Below are 16,365 nucleotides of genomic sequence, written 5' to 3'. Positions count from 1 at the left end.
ATTTAACCGAAGAAATCACAGAGTATCAATACTCGATAAAATAGTAGAGCGATGTGTAATGCATCAGCCTGTTACTATCAAACAAGTAAAAACCATTGCGAACTAAATGGGTAACCCTATAATCATATTCATTATTAAAAATGGAGACTAATTACTTTAGGGTGGTTACTTATTTAAGGTGAGAGTTAGCGAGAGGGTATACTGCAACCAATTTGTACAGAGATAATACCTATAGGGGTGAAAAGTAAAGTAATGGCCTTAAAAAAGTTTCTGAGTTAAAATATTAAGCTTTTAAAACCAATAATTTGTTAGAAAATGAATTGTTAACAGTTAAGTTTGGATATAATAAACCCAAAGCAAAAAGTGTATAGATGCATCATGTTTTAAAAACAACCAATAAAAAGCTACTTCTATAGACTTTAATTTTGCTGCTTCTATAGGATGGTTTGCAATGAAATTGAGAAATTCTAAATATTGTAAGAATACTGATATTAATCAAATTATTGCATTAGCTGATTCGAATAAAGGTGATGATGATCAGGGATATCGATCAGAGTTTATTAGGTTAATAAATAATTATCAAGGATTGTAGTCATAGGATAGGGCTTGAAAAACAACACTATAGATAAAGGTGTAATAAGATCGATAAAAAGATAATAAATGATCTTTTGTTCTATTCGTAGCAATTATTATATTTGATAACAAAGCCCCTTAAAACTATGAAATTAATTAACCTAAAATTTGTTACCATTATCTATGTTATGATAATGTCTTGTACCAAAAACGATGACTTTCAACAAGTACAAGAAGAAATTGATGTTGACCAACCAGAAAATGTTATTACTACACCTTGTAATTTTGATGCCTCTTCGATTACCGCAAACTCTACTGTAGTTATAGATTGTGTATTAGATCTTGATGGAGCTACTGTTACACTTCCCGAAAATGTGAATTTCGAATTTAAAGGAGGAGATATAGTAAACGGTACCTTAGTTTTTGCTGGAGGAACCATAGATGGTAGATTGTTAAGTTATAAACTAGAAGTAAAAGGTGAGGTAAGACTTTCCGATCCCGCTTTTAAATTTTATGCAGTACGATGGGATATTACAGAAGGAAGTACTACTTCTGATATTGCTTTGCAGAATACAGCAAAATTAGAGAATGTAATGTTTATGACCAGTGCATTAGGCGCTACGACTTTTAGAATTAATAAATTGGATGCTTTTTTTGAAGTAACAAGAGTTACAGGTAGTTCTAATAAGGTTTTTAGACCTTCTAAAGAAGCTGTTAATATTCCTTCTAACTTTAATCTGGAAATGACAGAGAATACCCATCTTCGTATTTATCCAGGAGGAGAGCATAATAGACAAGGAGGAGCTATTATGGCTATAAGAGATGAATCGAATATTACGGTAACAGGAGGTAATTTTCATGGAGATCGTGATCAAAGAACATTTTCACCAGATGATAATGGGTTAGAGGGTAGCCACCTGTTTCTTATTCATTCCGGAAAAAATGTGGTAATAGATGGTGTTAATTTCCAAGATGGTTCTGCAGGAACCTTTGCAATATTTTCTTTTGGATTTTCTTTTAATCCAGATTATAACCCAACCACCAATGTTACTATTAAGAATTGTGTGATAAGGAATTCTAGAAGAATGGCAATTGCTCTTACCGATGGACGAGATATTGTTATAGAAGGAAATACTTTTATTGATGCTGGTCAGCCCTCGGCAAATACAGATGGAGGTGAGGTAGGATATGCTATCAATATAGAACCTGATAGATTTCGAAATGATGCCGGCGAACTGATGGAACGTCAAAGAGTATTTGATGTCCTTATCAAAGGAAATACCGAAAGTGGTAGTAGAGGAGGGTTCCTTACTTTAACTATCGGGCAGGACATCACAGTAGAAGGAAATACTATAGGAACACGAGTAGTACATTCACTTGTTTCGGGAATTAAAATAGTAAATAATAGCTTCAAGGCCGTTGGACACGCAGTAGATAGTTGGGCTGTATTCTCGGCATCTCGAGGAGAAACAGTGTTTAATAATGAAATTGCAGGAAATATTATAGAAGGGTATTCTTTAGGAATAGTGTCAGGATCTCATGATTGTTATGTGCACGATAATACAATTGTCAATTGTAAATCCGGAATTCAGTTAAGCAAAGCTACTCAAACCCGAATTCATGATAATACTATTAATGTAACAGATAATGGTATACAAGCAACAAATACTAACAATAATGATGTAGAACTAAAAGGAAATAACATTACATCTGGTGGTTTTCATGCGTTGTTTGTACAAATGAATAATAAAGGTGGAGAAGAAGATTTTACAGTTACTCTAGATAATAATACGTTTTCTGGTAATAGAAAAGTAACATTATCAAATTCTAATGGTATTATATTTACCAATAATGAAGTTTTGGGTGGTATGGAAATAGGAAATACTACCAATTCTGTAATTTCTTCTAATGTGATAAAACCAAATGCTAGTGATGGTATTCGTTTGTTCGAAACTCATAATAACATAACAGTTAGAGATAATACGGTATTTAAACCAAGTGGTTCACATGCTTGTATCAATAATGATTCGACAACTCCTAATGCAGTTACATTATCAAATAATAGCTGTAATTAATAAAAAATAATAGATTTACACCCCAATTCTAAACTATTAAAATGTATTGTTTTAATAGTTTAGAATTGGGATGTTTTGTTTTATTAATATTTTATATTTGCTTGATTCATACAAAAACTCATTTAATCTTTCTGTAGTGTATAAATCAAACTATTTATTATTCATAATTCCTGCGTTGATATGGGGGTCTACCTGGTATATTATTAAATTTCAATTAGGAAACGTAGATCCTATTGTATCTGTATCTTATCGATTTGGTTTGGCAGGAATGCTACTTCTGGGATATTCAAAAATTAGAAATTTTCCTTTAAAATTCACAAAGCATCAACACCTTTTAATTGCGCTTCAGGGAATATTGTTGTTTGGAGCAAATTACTGGTTGGTATATATGTCAGAATTATACCTTAGTAGTGGATTGGTTGCAGTAGCATTTTCGACATTAGTTTTTATGAATATATTTTTTGGAGCTTTATTTCTAGGTGAAAAAATAAAAAAGAATATCATTATAGGAGCTGTTTTTGGATTGTTGGGTACGGTTCTCATTTATCAGTCAGAATTTAGAAGAATTGATTTTACCGATGACCAGATCAAGGGACTTATTTTTTGTATATGCTCTATTATTTTTGCCTCTTTAGGAAATATTACCTCTGCTTATAACCAACAAAAGTTTAAGTTACCCGTACTACAAACCAATGGTTTTGGGATGGTATACGGATCTTTAGCTATGTTTACCATTGCTGTTTTGTCAGGAAAATCTATAAACTTTGATGTTTCAACATCATATATATTCTCACTTACATATTTGGCGCTTTTTGGTTCTATTATTGCTTTTACTGCTTACCTTACTCTATTAGGAAAAATAGGAGCAGGTAAAGCATCATATACTATTGTGGTTATACCCGTTATTGCATTAACAATTTCGACTATTTTTGAAGGCTATGTACCCGATGTATATGCATTTATAGGTATGTTTTTAATTATTGCTGGTAATATGCTTGCCCTAAAAAGTAAAAAATAGAAGAACTTATAATTTTTTAAAATGGTTGTACATTTTTTTTCTGACGGTATCATCGGGTAATACCCCATAGCCTGCCATCATATTATCAAGAGCATGATGCGGTTTTGATGTACCAGGAATAACACAATTTATAGCTTTGTTTGATAGTATATATTTTAAAAAAAACTGCCCCCAGCTATTAATATTATATTCTTTAGCCCATTTTGGTAGTGGTTTGTTTTTTATTTTTTTGAATAGTGAGCCACCATTATATGGTCTGTTAATAATAATAGCTGTGTTGTTTGATACAGCAGTCGATATTAACTCATGTTCTGCATGTCGATTATCAATAGAATAATTGAATTGTACAAAGTCTGGCTTTTCTGTCTTTATTATTTTTGAGAGTTGGTCATGAGATGAATTGGTATAATGTGTAATTCCCCAATATTTTATAATCTCTTTTTCTTTCCAGTTTTTTAAGGTTTTTACATGCGTTTTCCAGTCAACGATATTATGTATTTGCATTAAATCCATCTTTTTTCTATTCATTGTTTTGAGAGAACTTTTCATTTGTGCGATACCCGATTGCTTACCAGTAGTCCAAACTTTTGTGGCGTAAAAAAAGTCTTTCTGGATTTCGAGTTTTGTGGTAAGATCTCCAACAACTTTTTCAGAGTTACCGTACATAGGAGAGCTATCAATCATTTGCCCACCATGTTTTTTCATTGTTAGTAATACATTAGAAAGCCGTTCTCTATCATTTGAGTTATTTCCTATATCAAATGATTGCCAGGTACCTAAGCCAATTACAGAAAGTGGTTGGCCCGTAGAAGGAATTTTTCTTTTAAGCATTTTACTACCTGTATTGAAAGCGTTCAACATAGAAGGAATTGCAAATGCAGCTATAGATGAACATGCTATTAATTTTGTCGCTTCTCGTCGTGATATGTTTTTCATTTTGTAGCGTTTAGATTTATTTTATTTTTTGATACTTTCATTTCTTTATCTCCTAATAAAAAACCAGTATATCCCCATAGTAATACAATAGGAACGGCTACAATTGCAATTGAAGGTAACCCCATTCCCATAGTAATAAGAATTGTAAAAAACCACCCAGAGAAAGCATCTCCTCCACGATAGACAGCAGTATCAATAAAATTCTTGGCTTTGTATTTTTCTTCTCTATTACTAACTGTAAATAATATTTCTCTTCCAGGCTTTAGCGTGGTATAATTTCCAACTCTAAGTAGAATCATTAAAATCATTAGAATAGATAATGTAGTTTTTGTACTTAATATAATAAAACCTATACCCAAAACAACCGGAACTAAACTTAAAGTAACTGAGAGTCCAAATTGTTTAATAATCCTACTGGTTAGAAAAAATTGCCCTATTATAGTAAGTGAATTTGTAATTAAATCTACCGTAGAGAAATACTGAATTCTTTCTATGCTATTGGTAATTGTTTTTTCTACGATAGTAGCTTGCTCAAAATATAGGATAGTAGATGTACATGTATATAATATGATGAATAATGAGAGTTTCTTTAAGTAATTAGAGGATATGACAAGCTTTATACCATCAAATAAAGTTCTTTTTGTTAAGCGATTGTCTTTGAATTTTTTCAGAATTTGTTTTGAGTTTTGATTGGGGGCTAATTGCATTATTCTCCTTAGTGCAATTAGACTCATACACAAAAAGATGATGGTTAATAGAAATAAGTTTTCTATACCAAATGTTCTTGATAATGATGAAGCAATTAATGGCCCTGCAATTGCCCCTAAACTTCCTCCTGTAGATATGATTCCGAATAGCCGTTTAGATTGTGTATTTGTATATATGTCTACCATAAAACTCCAGAAAAGAGATATAGCAAATAAGTTAAAAACACTTAGCCAGATAAAGAATATAATGGGTAGTAATTTCAAAAAAAGTCCTTCAGAAAAGAAGTAATAGAACAAGAGTATATTGCAAATAAAAAATAAATAGGATGATGTGAGTACCGTACTAATTTTAAACCTGGAAGTAAGGTAACCAAAAAGAGGAACCATTGCAATCATTGTTAAAAATGTACCTGTAAAAAGCCATTGCATGTTTGATGCTCCATTAGAAATACCCATCTCATCACGTAATGGTCTTAGTATGAAATAAGAAGCTAATAAAACAAAAAAATATAGAAAGGACCATACAACAAGTTTTTGCTCACCTGGCTTTATATTAATTAAATATGAATTCATAAAGAGCTATTTTTTGATAGCTCAATATTGATAATTAGAAATGAGAAACGATGATTGATTTATAAATAAGAGCGACTGATTTATAAATCAATCATTTAAGAATGTGCATTTTTTTGAACTGAGTGGGAGTCATTCCTTTTATTTTTTTAAAAGAGGTGTTAAAAGATGATAAAGTATTAAATCCCGATTCATAAGCAATTTCAGAGATTTTGATATGATTATATGTAGGAGAAATTAGTTTGACCGCTGCCTCATGAATACGATAGGAGTTAACGAAATCAGAAAAATTAGTAGTAAATCCTTTATTAATAATATGAGATGTCAAATAAGGAGGAAGAGAGATTTGTTTAGAAAGTTGATCCAAGGTAAAAGTAGCATTTATATAAGGTTGTTCTAATTGCATTATTCTAACAATTTCATTCTTATAGTAGATAAACTCCTGTTGGGTAATATTAATGTTCTGATATTTTAAGTCTTTGTTTTTTTGCACAAAAACAGAAGGGTGTAGAAATCCATAAAATGCTATAACATAGATAAAAAGAGCGTAAATGATTGGTCCAGCCAAATAAGGAGATAAACCTAAAATATAATTTGAAAAATAAGCCAATTGTATACTCGCTGTACCTAAAAATAAGATACATAACCAAAATCTTTTTTTATTATCAATGATATCTGTTCTTTTATCTCTTTTTATCAAAAAGCCAATCAAAACACCAAAAGTTACAAGAGTATATATTAATTGATGATATAATAAAAAAGAATACCCACCAAGATACCAAAAGTTGTCCCCATTCATTCTAAAAATAAAAGGGAGTAGTAGTATCGAAGGAATAAGGTGAAGCGTATGGATTCTTTGCCATTTTTTTTGTTTCATATAATAATGAAAATATAAAAGCAAGAGTGGGGCAGTACCATAATGAGCGATAAACCCAATATTTATAAACCAATCAGGTATGTAATCTAGATATACCCATAGCAAAGATTTAATTATTCTAATCGTAATATGAAAAAAGAAAAGAGAAAGAAGTGTGTTTGCTGTATGGTGTTTTTTTCCGAAGTAGATATAAATCGTTAAAAAAGCACTTTGGATAGCACCAAAGCTTCCTAATAAGAGTTCAATTTCTTTTGATATTTTTAAAGCCTTCAATTTCTTTTATTTAAGTATTAAAATACAAAATTATTATCAATTTATTTGTAATTACCTTTTATTGAAGCATTCCTGTAAAAAAGGAACTAGATTATAATAAAAAGGTGTAGTTTCGCGCCTTCAATTCATAGACCCTACTAATGAAACGTATAAAAGAGTATAAAAAGTTGTTCTCAATAGAAAATACTATTGATCTTAAAGTATTAAAAAAATCATATAGAGATTTAGTAAAAGAATGGCATCCAGATAAGTTTCAAGATGGTGACCCTCAAAAAGAGATTGCAGAAATAAAGAGTAGACAAATTATTGATGGTTATCATTTCTTAGTAAGTATAGCTCCAGAAACAAAAGCAGCTAACCTAGAAGAATATACAGCTATGATATCTCAATCAGGGATTTTAGATTATCAGCATAAAGGAATGTTATTAGAGATTACATTTTTGGACGGAACTACTTATGAGTATTTTGGTGTACCCAAAAATGTATATATAAAAATGGTTAATTCTGATAAGCTACATAGATTTGCTAAAAGAAATATTTTTAATTCATATCTGTATAGAAAATCAAAAAAAACGCTTCAAGAAGCATAAATAAAACTACAAGTTAATAACTTATATTATTGTAATTCATTTGTATAGAGTAACTATCTTTACCTAAACTTACCCACTATGTCTAAACAGTTTTCAGAATTAGGTCTTAATGAACCAATTCAAAAAGCGCTCACAGATTTGAATATTAGTAGCCCGACAGATATTCAAAGTAAAGCGATTCCGGTTTTATTAAATCAAACAGAAGATTTTGTTGGGTTGGCAAAGACGGGGACGGGAAAAACTGCTGCATTTGGTTTACCCTTATTACAGTTGGTTGATACTGAAAATACTTCTATTCAGGTAGTAATTGTTGCTCCAACACGAGAATTAGGACAACAAATTTATTCTAATTTAGTATCCTTTGCGACTTATTTGCCAAAGGTTTCTATCGCATCGATTTGTGGCGGCATTCCTATCAAACCGCAAATAGAGCGTTTAAAACAGGAAACACACATTGTTGTTGCCACCCCAGGTCGTTTGATTGATTTGGTAAAAAGAAAAGCTATTTCTATAAAAGAGGCGGGTTGTCTTGTGTTGGACGAAGCCGATGAAATGGTAACTTCTTTAAAAGATGGTCTTGATGAAATAGCAAAAGAACTTCCTAAGAAACGCAGAACTATTTTGTTTACTGCTACCATGCCAGGTACGATTAAGCAGTTGATACAGAATTATATGTCTAAGCATGTCGTTCAAGTAAGTTCTGATATGAAAACGATGGGGCATCAGGGTATCGATCATCGATATGTTGTGGTAGAACCTATTGAAAAACTAGACGTATTGATGCATTTTTTAACTTCTAAAGAAGGAAAACGAGGTGTTATCTTTTGTAAAACAAAGGCGGCAGTTAATAAACTTGCAAAAAACCTTGCGATACATAAATTTTCTTCTGGGGCACTTCATGGTAGCTTATCACAACCAATTCGTGATAGGATTATGGAGCAATTTCGAAATGGTCATATACAAATATTGGTAGCTACAGATTTGGCTGCACGAGGAATCGATGTAAAAGAAATCGAATATGTTGTACATTATCACTTACCAGATTTATATGAAACTTATGTACATAGAAGTGGTAGAACCGCAAGAGCGGGTGCGAAGGGAATGTCTTTGACAATTATACAGAAAGAAGAAGAATATGAAATTCCAGATTTTGAAGATGAATTAGGGATATCGTTTCAGCAATTTGAAAAAGCAACTCCGCAAAGTATAGAAGAAAATAATACACTATTATGGGCAAAAAAAATATTTAAAACGAAACCGAATCGAGAGATTTCAACAGATTTTAAAGAAAAAGTACATACCGTTTTTCATCACCTTACCAAAGACGAATTGGTAGATAAGGTTTTAGCTCATTATTTAGAGCAAAATCAATCTAATACTCCCTCTAAAGAGGATAATAAAGGATTAAAAAAAAGAAAACGTTAATCGGTTTAAATAGATATGGCTAATATAATTAGGTCTCAAGCAGAAATTCTAAAAAAACTGAATATAGATCAGTTAAACCCTATGCAAAAAGAGGCGATTGCAGTAATAGGGGTTCATCCAAACACTATTTTACTCTCGCCTACGGGTACAGGAAAAACATTAGCGTTTTCATTACCTGTGATAGATAGTTTGGATGCAAATTGTGAAGAAATTCAGGCGCTTATTTTAGTGCCATCACGAGAACTTGCTATACAAATAGAACAGGTGATACGCACTATGGGATCTGGTTATAAGGTAAATGCTGTATATGGTGGTAGAGCAACTTCAAAAGATAAATTAGAACTAAAACACACTCCTTCAATTCTAGTTGGCACTCCTGGTAGGGTTGCAGATCATTTAAGACAAGAAAGATTCTCTACAGCTCATATCAAAACGTTGGTACTTGATGAGTTCGACAAATCGTTGGAAGTGGGGTTTGAAATCGAAATGAAAAATATTATCGAATTGTTACCAAATTTATCTAAACGCATATTAACATCGGCAACACAAGGGGTAACTGTACCTGGTTTTGTAAAACTCAATCAACCAGTAACGATAAATTACCTAACAGAAACAACGTCAAAATTAACGTTTAAGACGGTTACTTCTCCTACAAAAGATAAATTACAAAGTCTCGTAGCTATTTTGCATCATTTGGGAGATCAACCCGGGATCATATTTTGCAATTTTAAAGATAGTATTCAGGATGTTAGTTCCTTTCTAGATAAAAACAACATTCAATATGGCGTCTTTCATGGGGGCATGGAACAGAAAGATAGAGAACGTTCTTTAATAAAATTTAGAAATGGTACGAATCAACTATTAGTGGCAACAGATTTGGCGGCAAGAGGAATCGATATTCCAGAAATGAAATTTATTATTCATTACCAGCTCCCATACTCAAAAGAAGAATTTACTCATAGAAACGGCAGAACGGCAAGAGTTAATGAAAAGGGGACAGCTTATATTTTAAAATGGGAAGAAGAACGATTACGAGACTTTATACCAGAAACAGAAGAGGCAGATATAACAAGTCGGGAAATAAGAAAAACTAAACATTGGGAAACATTATTTATTTCTGGTGGTAGGAAAGATAAAATCTCTAAAGGAGATATTGCCGGCTTGTTTTTTAAACAGGGTAATATAGAGAAAGATCAATTGGGTGTTATCGAATTAAAACAGGATTGTACTTTTGTAGCGGTTCCTGTATCTATTGCAAAAGACCTTGCAGATAAATTAAATAATAGCAGACTAAAGAAGAAAAAAGTTCGTATTACAATTCTAAAATAGATAGATTGGCGTATAAATAGTTTATTGCTGTGCTGCTCTTTTTTTTAAACGTAACATTCCGTTTATTTTGTCAGATACTTTTTGTGCAGCTAGAATAGTGGCCAATGCATCTTGTCTTAATTCATCATCAACTACAACTTTATGTTCATTTAGTTCGTGCAGTGTACCTTCAAGTTTAGCCTTAGCCAAATGTAAACGGTTTTTAATATTGTTATTTCTGTTAACATCTCTAGGAGATACTATTCTAAACAAATAGAGAATATATAAAAGAGTTGCGATTAGTATACAACTTGGTATAATCAGTAATGCGGCCAAGATTGCTACCAAAACGTTTTTGGTGTTTTTGTCAAAAGTCTCACCAGCATCGCTATGAAAAGCTTCATGACAGTGATGAGGACCATCGATGGGCCAAAATGTAAAATCAATAATTTTTTCAAATATTCTCCATTGTAAGGGAACTTTGGTGTCGGGGTTATGATGATTGGTATAGTATCCAACACGTGATGAAATGGTATTATCTGGGTTGCCGCCTGCAATTACATTACCTAATTGATCTATTGCAACAAAAAAATTACCAATATAGCCCATAATAAATGATTGTTATCAAATGTAAATAAAAGAAGGGAATTTTCCTTTTTTTCTGATGTTTTAAAAATTAAAAGGTTAAAATAATGGTAATGTTTTCTTCTATTAATCAAGTATCTATATATTTGTATATACAAATTATGTATGTGTTATGAATAAATATTATAATGCCATTTTCGAAATTATTAGAACCGGTCACTGGATTACCGATTCTGTGTCTAAGCAACTTAAAGAGTATGATATTTATGAACCACAGTTTAATGTTTTACGAATATTACGAGGTGCAAAGGGAAAGCCGGTTTCTGTAAATACCATACTAGAATCTATGGTACAGAGATCTAGTAATGTAACCAGAATAGTAGACAAGTTAGCAGCAAAAGGACTTGTCGAAAGAACCCTGTGTAGTGAAGATAGAAGGAAAATGGATATTGTTATTACAGATGAAGGGTTAGCTTTACTATTAAAATTAGACAAGAAGGTAGAAGATTTTCATAAACCTATGCATAATAATCTTGACCAAAAAGAATTAGAAAAATTAGCACAATTAATAAAAAAACTAAAAGGACAATAGTTATAGTTATGAAGAAAATAATAGCAATAGGAGGAAGTAATAGTAAAAAATCTATTAATAAAACATTAGCGACCTATGCGGCTAATCAAATCAAGGATACAGAAACAGTCGTAATCGATCTTAATGATTTTAATTTACCTCAATATGGTATTGATTTAGAAACAGAAAAAGGAATACCAGAAGATGCCAATAGATTAAACGAAATGATCGCATCTGCTGATGGTTTGGTGGTATCATTGGCAGAACATAATGGTTCTTATGCAACGGCTTTCAAGAATGCGTATGATTGGTTATCTCGAATTAATCAAAAAGTTTGGAAAAACAAACCTATGTTATTGATGGCAACATCACCGGGAGGTAGAGGAGGAGCTACAGTATTGCAGGGAGCAAAGACATCTTTTCCTTATATGGGAGCAAATATAATTGCCGACTTCTCATTACCATCATTTTATGATAATTTCTCTGAAAATAAAATTAATAATGAGGAGTTGAGTACAGAGCTAGATAGTAAAATTAGATTATTCGAAAAAGCAATTTAATACGATTTATAGATGAGAATTTCTTAAAAGTAATAACAACAATTTTTCGCTAGATTGATGAATAAAATATAGTAGAAAAAGAATGTGATTTGAGACGAAATTTTTATTCTTAAATTGAACTGGTTTATGGTAAAGAGGATTGTTTACTAAAATAATCCTCTTTAAAACTCGAAATAAAATTATGAATGTATTTTTTATTTCGATGTTCTTTTTTAACAACCAGATAGTGTTTTCGTTTTAGACCATTTTTTCCAATACGTTTAAAAACAATATTGTTGGATAACCTAAATTTCTTTAATTGCCACTTGGGAGCACACATAACTCCCATATTTGCCTCTATCATGGATAGAGATATTTCTGTAAAAGGAATTGCAGATATCTTTATAGGGTTTATTTTATATGGTTTTAAAAAATGCTCATACACAGAAACACCTTCAAGAGGAAACGAATTAATTAATAGGTGTATCTCACTAAAATGATTTGGTTCAAGAAAATCTTTTTTGCTCATAGGATACTCCTTATGCATGACCGCGTAAATTTCATCGGCATAAATTTCTATAGATTCTAATTCTTCTGAGGCTGGTAAAGTAGTAACAATGGCAATATCTATTTGATTTGATAGTACTTGAGAAATAGTTTGGTGTGTTACGCCAAGGTTTAAATCTATACTAATTTCTGGATATAGGACTCCCATTTTTTGAATGAACCCAGGTATTGATTGAAAAAATGATTGACATTCTGCACTAAGTTTTATAGTTCCTTTAGCTCCATCTTTTATGTGTTCAATTGTATTAAACCCCTCTTCGATGTATTGAAATAATTTATTAGCCAATTTATATAGTTCTGTTCCTTCTTGGGTAAGTTCCCATTTGTTTCTTGTTCTATGAAAAACCTTGAACCCCAGACGTTCTTCGAGATCTCGTAGTTGATGGCTTAAAGCAGATTGGGTTAAAAACAAACGATTAGAAGAATTAGCCATATTTCCTTCTTCTGTTATGGTTTTGATTAATCTAAAATATTTAAGTTCCATAATAACAAATATACAATTCTATATACCTAGTTGTAGTTGAAAAAAAATCAATGATCTTCAAAAACCTTTCAAGTAATTGCATCAATTTTTTTAGCATTTAAATATAATTTTAACTGTTTAATATTTTGAAATTAAGTTGGTTATGAAAAGTAAAGCTCAGGTAAAAACGATAGGTCTTATAGGTGGTATGGGTTGGGAGTCTTCAAAGTTGTATTACGAACGTTTAAATAAAAAAATAGGTGAAGTTTTAGGAGGTTCACATTCTGCAAAAATTATAATGGTATCTGTGGATTTTGCAGAAATAGAGAAATTGACATTCGATAATGATTGGAAAGCTATCGGAAACATAGTTATGAGATGTGCATTACAACTAGAAAAAGCAGGGGCAGATATGATTGTATTGTGTACAAACTTGATACATCTTGTAAGTGATTTTATTACAGAAAATACAGTCATTCCTTTTATACATATTGCAGATGCTACGGGGGAAGCTATTCAAAAAAATAAATTACAAAAAATATTACTTTTAGGAACCAGGTTTACAATGGAAAAAGAGTTTTATATAAATATTTTAACTCAGAAATATAAATTAGAGGTTGTTATTCCTAAAGAAGAAGAGAGGCAAATAATACATCGTATAATCTATGATGAACTGTTAAAAGGTGTATTTTACAATAAATCTAAAGAAACTCTTATTCATATTATCGAATGTATAGAAGGTATTGAAGGGGTAGTTTTAGGTTGTACAGAATTACCTATGATACTTTCAGAGTCAGATATAAAACTACCAGTATTTGATACAGGACAAATTCATGTTAACAAAGCTATAGAAAAAGCCATAAATTAACTTGTTGCACTATGATAAGAACAAGTTATTTAACAAAACTTAATAAGACACTTTCTAAGCTTTTTATTAAATATGTAGTGTTAATATATCTATGTAGTTTTGATGATCACGAATATATAGATCATAAGAAAGGTATTGATAGAGTTTTTTGTAAGCAATAATATAATGTTCTAAATATAGAATAGAATTTTTAAAGTATGATCGTTAAAAGTTTAGAGAATATAGATTTTAAAGTACTTATAGAATGCTTTTTAGAAGCATTTGAGAATTACTATGTCAAAATGCCAACAGATCATGAATACTATAAAAAGCGTTGGAAAATTGCCAATGTACAATTAGGTTATTCGTATGGTATGTTTGATCAAAACAAGTTAGTGGGTTTTATAATCAATGCCATTGGTGATCGTAATGGGCAAATGATCGCTTTTAACACAGGTACAGGAGTTATTCCGAGATATAGAGGTAAGCGCATTGTAGCATCTTTATACGAATATGCTATTCCAAAATTAAAAGAGGATGGAGTAAGTCTTTGTATGTTAGAAGTTATTAAGGCTAATATAGTTGCAATTAAAGCCTATAAACAGGTGGGGTTCAAAATTATTAAAAATTATAAATGCTATAGCGGAACCTTATGTATAAAAGATTCTATCAATAATTATGAGCTTAAGAAGGTAACTAATTCTTATTTTGATTGGGATAAACTTAGTCAAGATCATTATTCCTGGGATAATCATATCGAAACTGTAAAATATGGAGATTATGATTATTACATTGTTATAAGAGATAAGGTAACCATTGGGTATTTTGTGATAGATGCTGATAGTGGGTATATTCCACAATTGGATGTTTTAATAGATGTTCCTGTTAATTGGGATTGTCTTTTTTCTGCAATAGAAAGTATTTCTAAAACGATTAAAATTAATAATGTAGATGAAAGGCTAGCAACAAAAATTGAGTATCTAAATCGTTTTGGATTAAAAAATACAGTAGATCAATTTGAGATGGAACTTGATCTTAGGTTATAACTTAACCCAACTTTGCTTTACAGCATAAAGTGCAAGACCGACACGATTTTTAACGTTTAATTTTTCGAAAAGAGCATTTCTATACCCATCAATAGTTTTGGGGCTTACAAACATTTTATCAGCTATTTCGCTATAAGTGAGTTCACTACAAGCATATTGTATAAACTCTCTTTCTCGTTCTTTTAGTTCATGATATTTTAAAGCACCTTCGAATTCAGAAACTCCACTTTGAAAAGAATGCACCAATTTACCGGTAATAAAATCGGTATAATAAAACCCTTTATTCATAATAGACTTTAAGGCTTCTTCAAGTTCTTTAGGCTCGACATCTTTACTTAGGTATCCTTTTACACCAAGTTTTAGCATGCGTACAATGGTTTCTTCTTTTCCAATCATACTTACGATAAGCACATTAACTTCTGGAAAATTTTTATGTAGCCAAATGACACTTTCAAAACCATCCATTTCTGGCATATTCACATCCATTAAGATAATATCAGGAAGGTTTTTTGAATCTATTTTTTCTTGTAATTCAATACCATTGTTTGCTTCAAAAATAATAGAATAATCATCATTTAACACCTCGATGAGACTAATAAGTCCTTTTCTAAACAGTTTATGATCATCTATAAGTGCCAGCTTAGTAGAATCGCCTTCAGACATACATTTATATTGGTATTTTAATACTAATCTTAGTTCCCTTTTGTAATTGGGTATCTATATCAAATGTTGCTCTAATTAACTTTGCTCTGTTTTTTAGATTGATCAAACCAGAACCTCCATTATTTATTTTATTATGTACATCAAACCCGATACCATTATCACTAATTACTAAAGTAAGTATTTTTTTTGTAAAAGTCATCGTGATATCTACCTCTTTGGCTTTACTATGTTTTACAATGTTATTTAATATTTCCTGTACCATACGATAAAGAATAACCGTAGTGTTGGGATCAATTTTCTTAACACTTCCTTGCTGAATAAAATTGATGGTAAAAGCACCAATTTTACGCAACTTGTTTACTTCTGTTTCAATTCCATTAGCGATACCAAGTTGTATAATTCTTTCTCCATTAAGACTTACAGACAATTCCTTAAGATCTGCTATTAGTTGTTTAATCAAATCTTTTGTTTCTTCTATTTTTTGCTCGGCTTTTGGCTGATCATCAAGTCTAAGCGTATTTAAGTGTATTTTGATTAAACTTGCTACCTGACCGAGATTGTCATGTATTTCATGTGCTAATTGCTGAAGTGTCTGCTCCTTTATTTCAAGTTTAGATTGTAAGAGTGTTTTTGAAAAATTTGCCTGCAATTCCTTTTTTTCTTCTTTATGTTTTTGCATTTTCGTCTGGTACCGTATTACGGAAAGAATAAAAATCGTTGCTAAGAAGATCA

At 31.2% G+C, this 16,365-nt stretch carries 17 protein-coding genes; 10 read left to right on the top strand and 7 right to left on the bottom strand.

Annotated elements, in window-relative coordinates:
• Positions 1 to 412 precede the first annotated feature (412 nt).
• The 3 genes from ABW636_RS17165 to ABW636_RS17155 all read left to right on the top strand — a co-directional run bounded on the left by ABW636_RS17165 (position 413) and on the right by ABW636_RS17155 (position 3,666).
• Positions 413 to 592, top strand: coding sequence for a YfbK domain-containing protein (locus ABW636_RS17165; RefSeq protein WP_367591300.1), 180 nt, complete (start codon positions 413 to 415; stop codon positions 590 to 592).
• A gap of 127 nt (positions 593 to 719) precedes the next feature.
• Positions 720 to 2,648, top strand: a complete 1,929-nt coding sequence (locus ABW636_RS17160; protein ID WP_367591299.1) for a right-handed parallel beta-helix repeat-containing protein — start codon at positions 720 to 722, stop codon at positions 2,646 to 2,648.
• Between the two features lie 97 nt (positions 2,649 to 2,745).
• On the top strand, positions 2,746 to 3,666 hold the full coding sequence (locus ABW636_RS17155) for a DMT family transporter (RefSeq protein ID WP_367591298.1): 921 nt from the start codon (positions 2,746 to 2,748) through the stop codon (positions 3,664 to 3,666).
• A 6-nt stretch (positions 3,667 to 3,672) separates the two neighbouring features.
• Here the strand turns inward: ABW636_RS17155 and ABW636_RS17150 are convergent, their stop codons facing one another.
• From ABW636_RS17150 to ABW636_RS17140, 3 genes are all read right to left on the bottom strand, one after another.
• Complete coding sequence (locus ABW636_RS17150; RefSeq protein WP_367591297.1) at positions 3,673 to 4,602, bottom strand: aldo/keto reductase; 930 nt, start codon at positions 4,600 to 4,602, stop codon at positions 3,673 to 3,675.
• On the bottom strand, positions 4,599 to 5,882 hold the full coding sequence (locus ABW636_RS17145) for an NTP/NDP exchange transporter (RefSeq protein WP_367591296.1): 1,284 nt from the start codon (positions 5,880 to 5,882) through the stop codon (positions 4,599 to 4,601). Before ABW636_RS17145 ends, ABW636_RS17150 begins: the two co-directional genes overlap by 4 nt.
• Positions 5,883 to 5,973: 91 nt before the next feature.
• Positions 5,974 to 7,029: a helix-turn-helix domain-containing protein gene (locus ABW636_RS17140; RefSeq protein WP_367591295.1), complete on the bottom strand. Its 1,056-nt coding sequence runs from the start codon at positions 7,027 to 7,029 to the stop codon at positions 5,974 to 5,976.
• A gap of 140 nt (positions 7,030 to 7,169) precedes the next feature.
• Between ABW636_RS17140 and ABW636_RS17135 the strand changes: the two genes are divergently transcribed.
• From ABW636_RS17135 to ABW636_RS17125, 3 genes are all read left to right on the top strand, one after another.
• Positions 7,170 to 7,619, top strand: a complete 450-nt coding sequence (locus tag ABW636_RS17135; protein WP_367591294.1) for a KTSC domain-containing protein — start codon at positions 7,170 to 7,172, stop codon at positions 7,617 to 7,619.
• Between the two features lie 78 nt (positions 7,620 to 7,697).
• A complete protein-coding gene (locus ABW636_RS17130; protein ID WP_367591293.1) occupies positions 7,698 to 9,044 on the top strand; it encodes a DEAD/DEAH box helicase in 1,347 nt (448 codons plus the stop codon).
• A gap of 15 nt (positions 9,045 to 9,059) precedes the next feature.
• Positions 9,060 to 10,373 (top strand): DEAD/DEAH box helicase, encoded by a 1,314-nt coding sequence (locus ABW636_RS17125; protein ID WP_367591292.1) that lies wholly within the window; start codon positions 9,060 to 9,062, stop codon positions 10,371 to 10,373.
• A 21-nt stretch (positions 10,374 to 10,394) separates the two neighbouring features.
• On the opposite strand, the gene ABW636_RS17120 is transcribed toward ABW636_RS17125, so the two are convergent.
• Complete coding sequence (locus ABW636_RS17120) at positions 10,395 to 10,961, bottom strand: hypothetical protein (protein ID WP_367591291.1); 567 nt, start codon at positions 10,959 to 10,961, stop codon at positions 10,395 to 10,397.
• Positions 10,962 to 11,109: 148 nt separating this feature from the next.
• Here ABW636_RS17120 and ABW636_RS17115 point away from each other — a divergent pair, with 148 nt between their 5' ends.
• Together ABW636_RS17115 and ABW636_RS17110 are read left to right on the top strand one after the other, a co-directional pair.
• On the top strand, positions 11,110 to 11,529 hold the full coding sequence (locus ABW636_RS17115; RefSeq protein ID WP_367591290.1) for a MarR family winged helix-turn-helix transcriptional regulator: 420 nt from the start codon (positions 11,110 to 11,112) through the stop codon (positions 11,527 to 11,529).
• Positions 11,530 to 11,537: 8 nt separating this feature from the next.
• On the top strand, positions 11,538 to 12,068 hold the full coding sequence (locus tag ABW636_RS17110; RefSeq protein WP_367591289.1) for an NADPH-dependent FMN reductase: 531 nt from the start codon (positions 11,538 to 11,540) through the stop codon (positions 12,066 to 12,068).
• 124 nt (positions 12,069 to 12,192) lie between these two features.
• On the opposite strand, the gene ABW636_RS17105 is transcribed toward ABW636_RS17110, so the two are convergent.
• On the bottom strand, positions 12,193 to 13,098 hold the full coding sequence (locus ABW636_RS17105; RefSeq protein WP_367591288.1) for a LysR family transcriptional regulator: 906 nt from the start codon (positions 13,096 to 13,098) through the stop codon (positions 12,193 to 12,195).
• 142 nt (positions 13,099 to 13,240) lie between these two features.
• Between ABW636_RS17105 and ABW636_RS17100 the strand changes: the two genes are divergently transcribed.
• Together ABW636_RS17100 and ABW636_RS17095 are read left to right on the top strand one after the other, a co-directional pair.
• On the top strand, positions 13,241 to 13,945 hold the full coding sequence (locus tag ABW636_RS17100) for an aspartate/glutamate racemase family protein (protein ID WP_367591287.1): 705 nt from the start codon (positions 13,241 to 13,243) through the stop codon (positions 13,943 to 13,945).
• A 197-nt stretch (positions 13,946 to 14,142) separates the two neighbouring features.
• Entirely contained in the window at positions 14,143 to 14,970 is an 828-nt protein-coding gene (locus tag ABW636_RS17095) for a GNAT family N-acetyltransferase (protein WP_367591286.1), read from the top strand.
• On the opposite strand, the gene ABW636_RS17090 is transcribed toward ABW636_RS17095, so the two are convergent.
• Together ABW636_RS17090 and ABW636_RS17085 are read right to left on the bottom strand one after the other, a co-directional pair.
• Positions 14,965 to 15,633, bottom strand: a complete 669-nt coding sequence (locus ABW636_RS17090) for a response regulator transcription factor (RefSeq protein ID WP_367591285.1) — start codon at positions 15,631 to 15,633, stop codon at positions 14,965 to 14,967. The two genes, ABW636_RS17095 and ABW636_RS17090, sit on opposite strands and share 6 nt — an antisense overlap.
• A gap of 4 nt (positions 15,634 to 15,637) precedes the next feature.
• A complete protein-coding gene (locus ABW636_RS17085; protein WP_367591284.1) occupies positions 15,638 to 16,312 on the bottom strand; it encodes a sensor histidine kinase in 675 nt (224 codons plus the stop codon).
• Between the last annotated feature and the right edge of the window lie 53 nt (positions 16,313 to 16,365).

This window comes from Aquimarina discodermiae (genome assembly GCF_040786235.1).
In the GTDB taxonomy this organism is placed as follows: Bacteria; Bacteroidota; Bacteroidia; order Flavobacteriales; family Flavobacteriaceae; genus Aquimarina.
The sequence above is the reverse complement of the archived record's forward strand: the minus strand, read 5'-3'. Positions and strand labels throughout refer to the sequence as shown.

Bases quoted from the DNA above. Each gene is read 5' to 3' on its own strand.
- ABW636_RS17105 (WP_367591288.1), bottom strand. From the start codon at position 13,098: ATGGAACTTAAATATTTTAGATTAATCAAAACCATAACAGAAGAAGGA.
- ABW636_RS17085 (WP_367591284.1), bottom strand. From the start codon at position 16,312: ATGCAAAAACATAAAGAAGAAAAAAAGGAATTGCAGGCAAATTTTTCA.
- ABW636_RS17100 (WP_367591287.1), top strand. From the start codon at position 13,241: ATGAAAAGTAAAGCTCAGGTAAAAACGATAGGTCTTATAGGTGGTATG.
- ABW636_RS17110 (WP_367591289.1), top strand. From the start codon at position 11,538: ATGAAGAAAATAATAGCAATAGGAGGAAGTAATAGTAAAAAATCTATT.
- ABW636_RS17150 (WP_367591297.1), bottom strand. From the start codon at position 4,602: ATGAAAAACATATCACGACGAGAAGCGACAAAATTAATAGCATGTTCA.
- ABW636_RS17090 (WP_367591285.1), bottom strand. From the start codon at position 15,633: ATGTCTGAAGGCGATTCTACTAAGCTGGCACTTATAGATGATCATAAA.
- ABW636_RS17135 (WP_367591294.1), top strand. From the start codon at position 7,170: ATGAAACGTATAAAAGAGTATAAAAAGTTGTTCTCAATAGAAAATACT.
- ABW636_RS17125 (WP_367591292.1), top strand. From the start codon at position 9,060: ATGGCTAATATAATTAGGTCTCAAGCAGAAATTCTAAAAAAACTGAAT.
- ABW636_RS17095 (WP_367591286.1), top strand. From the start codon at position 14,143: ATGATCGTTAAAAGTTTAGAGAATATAGATTTTAAAGTACTTATAGAA.
- ABW636_RS17115 (WP_367591290.1), top strand. From the start codon at position 11,110: ATGAATAAATATTATAATGCCATTTTCGAAATTATTAGAACCGGTCAC.
- ABW636_RS17120 (WP_367591291.1), bottom strand. From the start codon at position 10,961: ATGGGCTATATTGGTAATTTTTTTGTTGCAATAGATCAATTAGGTAAT.
- ABW636_RS17160 (WP_367591299.1), top strand. From the start codon at position 720: ATGAAATTAATTAACCTAAAATTTGTTACCATTATCTATGTTATGATA.
- ABW636_RS17145 (WP_367591296.1), bottom strand. From the start codon at position 5,882: ATGAATTCATATTTAATTAATATAAAGCCAGGTGAGCAAAAACTTGTT.
- ABW636_RS17130 (WP_367591293.1), top strand. From the start codon at position 7,698: ATGTCTAAACAGTTTTCAGAATTAGGTCTTAATGAACCAATTCAAAAA.